1 tRNA gene and 3 rRNA genes are annotated in these 5,044 nt (G+C 53.4%); all 4 read right to left on the bottom strand.

The window, feature by feature from the left end:
• Nucleotides 1-44: 44 nt before the first annotated feature.
• A 5S ribosomal RNA gene (gene rrf, locus O9334_RS14280) occupies nucleotides 45-162 on the bottom strand.
• Nucleotides 163-217: 55 nt separating this feature from the next.
• Nucleotides 218-3,106, bottom strand: a 23S ribosomal RNA gene (locus O9334_RS14275).
• A gap of 155 nt (nucleotides 3,107-3,261) precedes the next feature.
• Nucleotides 3,262-3,335, bottom strand: a tRNA-Ile gene (locus tag O9334_RS14270).
• A gap of 132 nt (nucleotides 3,336-3,467) precedes the next feature.
• Nucleotides 3,468-4,956, bottom strand: a 16S ribosomal RNA gene (locus O9334_RS14265).
• Together the 16S, 23S and 5S rRNA genes with 1 tRNA gene alongside form the textbook arrangement of a ribosomal RNA operon.
• Nucleotides 4,957-5,044 lie beyond the last annotated feature (88 nt).

Here is a 5,044-nt window from a genome sequence, read left to right as displayed (position 1 = left end):
CCAAACCCCCCAATCTGGTGAGATTGAGGGGTAGGAAAGAATAATCCTGGCATCGAGCTATTGTCCCGGTCGGCAACCCGACAAGTATCTTGGCCACGGTGAAGTTTCACAACCGAGTTCGGGATGGAATCGGAGTGGTGCCATCACGTTAAAGACACCAGGAAGGGTAGAACCCTCAAGACTGCAAAAGCTAGGAAAAAAGTGGTGAAAGAAGAATCAGGTCAAGCCCTCGGTCGGTTAGTACTCCTCGACTGCACTCGTTACCGAGCTTCCATCTAGAGCCTATCAACGGGTAGTCTACCCGAGACCTTACTGGCTTAATGCCATGAGAGCAATCATCTGGAGGTGGGCTTCCCACTTAGATGCTTTCAGCGGTTATCCGCTCCGCACATGGCTACCCTGCGTTTACCGTTGGCACGATAACAGGTACACCAGCGGTGCGTCCTTCCCGGTCCTCTCGTACTAAGGAAGGCTCCTCGCAATGCTCTTACGCCTACACCGGATATGGACCGAACTGTCTCACGACGTTCTGAACCCAGCTCACGTACCGCTTTAATGGGCGAACAGCCCAACCCTTGGGACCGACTTCAGCCCCAGGTTGCGATGAGCCGACATCGAGGTGCCAAACCTCCCCGTCGATGTGAACTCTTGGGGGAGATCAGCCTGTTATCCCTAGAGTAACTTTTATCCGTTGAGCGACGGCCCTTCCACGCGGTGCCGTCGGATCACTAAAGCCGACTTTCGTCCCTGTTCGACTTGTGGGTCTCACAGTCAAGCTCCCTTCTGCTTTTGCACTCTATCGTCCCATTTCCAACGGGACCGAGGGAACCTTTGCGCGCCTCCGTTACCTTTTAGGAGGCGACCGCCCCAGTCAAACTGCCCACCTGAAACTGTCTCCCGCCCCGATTAGGGGTCAGGGTTAGAATTCTAGCCTCGCCAGAGTGGTATCTCACCGTTAGCTCCACCCTCCCCACGAGGAGAGTTTCAACGCTTCCCACCTATCCTGCGCAAGCGAAGCCCGAAGCCAATTCCAGGCTACAGTAAAGCTTCATAGGGTCTTTCTGTCCAGGTGCAGGTAGTCCGTATCTTCACAGACAATCCTATTTCGCCGAGTCTCTCTCCGAGACAGTGCCCAGATCGTTACGCCTTTCGTGCGGGTCGGAACTTACCCGACAAGGAATTTCGCTACCTTAGGACCGTTATAGTTACGGCCGCCGTTCACCGGGGCTTCGGTCGTCAGCTTCAGATTACTCCTGACCAACTTCCTTAACCTTCCGGCACTGGGCAGGCGTCAGCCCCCATACTGCGTCTTACGACTTGGCGGAGACCTGTGTTTTTGGTAAACAGTCGCCTGGGCCTATTCACTGCGACCCTCTTGCGAGGGTACCCCTTCTCCCGAAGTTACGGGGTCATTTTGCCGAGTTCCTTAGAGAGAGTTATCTCGCGCCCCTTAGTATTCTCTACTTCCCCACCTGTGTCGGTTTCGGGTACAGGCAATTAATGATTAACGTGGTTCGGGCTTTTCTAGGAAGCTTGATCAACGCCACTTCCCTCCCGTGGGAGGTGGGACTCGCGTCTTAGCTCCTGGTGTTTTCTCCACCTCTCATCGCCTCGACTGCTTGCACTGGTAACCAACATCCAGCTGACGTTGACCTTCTCCGTTCTCCGGCACAATCATTAATCGGTACGGGAATGTTAACCCGTTGTCCATCGACTACGCTTTTCAGCCTCGCCTTAGGTCCTGACTGACCCTCCGCGGACGAGCCTTGCGGAGGAAACCTTGGGGTTTCGGGGTGTGGGATTCTCACCCACATTTTCGCTACTTAAGCCGACATTCTCACTTCTATAGAGTCCACAGCTGCTTGCCGCTACTGCTTCACCCCCTATAGAACGCTCCCCTACCACAGTTCGCCTACGCTCACTGTCCACAGCTTCGGTAGATAACTTAGCCCCGTTCATTTTCGGCGCAGGAGCGCTTGACCAGTGAGCTATTACGCACTCTTTTAAGGATTGCTGCTTCTAGGCAAACCTCCTGGTTGTCAATGCACTCCCACCTCCTTTCTCACTTAGTTATCATTTGGGGACCTTAGCTGGTGGTCTGGGCTGTTTCCCTCTTGACGATGAAGCTTATCCCCCACCGTCTCACTGGTAGTTTTTTTAGCCGTATTCAGAGTTTGCCTCGCCTTGGTACCGGTCTCCCAGCCCGCGGCGAAACAGTGCTTTACCCCGACTAAACTTCCACTACCGCTGCGCCTCAACACATTTCGGGGAGAACCAGCTAGCTCCGAGTTCGATTGGCATTTCACCCCTAACCACAGCTCATCCGCTAATTTTTCAACATTAGTCGGTTCGGACCTCCACTTGGTTTTACCCAAGCTTCATCCTGGCCATGGTTAGATCACCCGGGTTCGGGTCTACAAATTATGACGCTTCGCCCTCTTCAGACTCGCTTTCGCTGGGGCTGTGGGGTCTTCCCCCTTCACCTGCCATAACCTGTAAGTCGCCGGCTCATTCTTCAACAGGCACACGGTCAGACGTTCAATCGTCCTCCCATTGCTTGTAGGCTAACGGTTTCATGTTCTATTTCACTCCCCTTCCGGGGTTCTTTTCACCTTTCCCTCGCGGTACTGTTTCTCTATCGGTCACACGGGAATATTTAGCCTTACCTCGTGGTCGAGGCAGATTCACACGGGATTTCACGTGCCCCATGCTACTCGGGATGCAGTTAAGCTGGTTCCTTTTTCGACTACAGGACTTTCACCTTCTCTGGTGCGGTTTTCAGCCGCTTCGTCTAAATTTCCCAGTCTTTTGTTACTGTCCCACGACCCCAAGTTCCGAAGAACTTGGTTTAGGCTGTTCCCTTTTCGCTCGCCGCTACTGGGGGAATCGCTGTTGCTTTCTTTTCCTCTGGCTACTAAGATGTTTCAGTTCACCAGGTTGGCTCGCTCCACCCTATGGATTCAGGTGGTCGTGTTTAGGGTTGCCCCATTCGGATATCTTCGGATCAATGCTTGCTTCCCGCTCCCCGAAGCGTTTCGTCGGTAACTACGTCCTTCTTCGCTTCCGTGTGCCTAGGTATCCACCGTTAGCCCTTATTAGCTTGACCTTGCGGTCTTCTTTTTTGGCTTTTTCACCTAGCTCTATGCAGTTTTCAAGGTTCCTCTGGACTCTGTACTCAGAGCCAGCATTCTCTCTTACTATATAGGTAAGATAAGGTGCTGATTCCTCGCTTCTTTTCTTTGTTTTTGCCACCTGTGCAGGTGGGCCATCCTGGACTCGAACCAGGGACCTCACCCTTATCAGGGGTGCGCTCTAACCACCTGAGCTAATAGCCCTTGTTCCTGATTCAGGTCTTTTATGAACCCAGAACCTAGTTTGAAAGCCACATACCTCGTTCCGACCTTTTGGGATTGATTCTTGGTTTCGACTACTATTTTTTCGTCTTATACCCGAATTAGGTCTCCCTTTAAGGAGGTGATCCAGCCACACCTTCCGGTACGGCTACCTTGTTACGACTTCACCCCAGTCACTAGCCCTGCCTTAGGCATCCCCCTCCTTGCGGTTGAGGTAATGACTTCGGGCGTGACCAGCTTCCATGGTGTGACGGGCGGTGTGTACAAGGCCCGGGAACGAATTCACCGCCGTATGCTGACCGGCGATTACTAGCGATTCCTCCTTCATGCAGGCGAGTTGCAGCCTGCAATCTGAACTGAGGCCGGGTTTGCTGGGATTCGCTGGCTCTCGCGAGTTCGCTGCCCTTTGTCCCGACCATTGTAGTACGTGTGTCGCCCAAGACGTAAGGGGCATGCTGACTTGACGTCATCCCCACCTTCCTCCGGTTTGTCACCGGCAGTCTCCTTAGAGTCCCCAACTTAATGCTGGCAACTAAGAACGAGGGTTGCGCTCGTTGCGGGACTTAACCCAACATCTCACGACACGAGCTGACGACAGCCATGCACCACCTGTGTTCGCGCTCCCGAAGGCACCCCCAGCTTTCACCAGGGTTCGCGACATGTCAAGTCTTGGTAAGGTTCTTCGCGTTGCATCGAATTAAACCACATACTCCACCGCTTGTGCGGGCCCCCGTCAATTCCTTTGAGTTTCACACTTGCGTGCGTACTCCCCAGGCGGGATACTTAACGCGTTAGCTTCGGCACGGCTCGGGTCGATACAAGCCACGCCTAGTATCCATCGTTTACGGCTAGGACTACAGGGGTATCTAATCCCTTTCGCTCCCCTAGCTTTCGTCCCTGAGTGTCAGATACAGCCCAGTAGCACGCTTTCGCCACCGATGTTCTTCCCAATCTCTACGCATTTCACCGCTACACTGGGAATTCCTGCTACCCCTACTGCTCTCTAGTCTGCCAGTTTCCACCGCCTTTAGGTCGTTAAGCAACCTGATTTGACGGCAGACTTGGCTGACCACCTGCGGACGCTTTACGCCCAATAATTCCGGATAACGCTTGCCTCCCCCGTATTACCGCGGCTGCTGGCACGGAGTTAGCCGAGGCTGATTCCTCAAGTACCGTCAGAACTTCTTCCTTGAGAAAAGAGGTTTACAATCCAAAGACCTTCCTCCCTCACGCGGCGTTGCTCCGTCAGGCTTTCGCCCATTGCGGAAAATTCCCCACTGCTGCCTCCCGTAGGAGTCTGGGCCGTGTCTCAGTCCCAGTGTGGCTGCTCATCCTCTCAGACCAGCTACTGATCGTCGCCTTGGTAGGCCTTTACCCCACCAACTAGCTAATCAGACGCAAGCTCTTCTCCAGGCCAATTAGGTTTCACCTTGCGGCACATCGGGTATTAGCAGTCGTTTCCCACTGTTGTCCCCGTCCTGAAGTTAGATTCTTACGCGTTACTCACCCGTCCGCCACTAGAATCCGAAGATTCCCGTTCGACTTGCATGTGTTAGGCACGCCGCCAGCGTTCATCCTGAGCCAGGATCAAACTCTCCATGATGAATCGTTTGATTCTTTGACTTTTTTTCGTCTCCCCCTTGCGGGTTTGACTTCTTTGTTATAGAATTGCTTCTAAACGAGGCTGTTTT

The sequence above is a fragment of the Microcystis sp. LE19-8.1F genome (assembly GCF_027531715.1).
Classification (GTDB): Bacteria; Cyanobacteriota; Cyanobacteriia; order Cyanobacteriales; family Microcystaceae; genus Microcystis; species Microcystis wesenbergii_A.
Note: the sequence above shows the minus strand (reverse complement) of the source record. Positions and strands in the feature narration are given on the sequence as shown.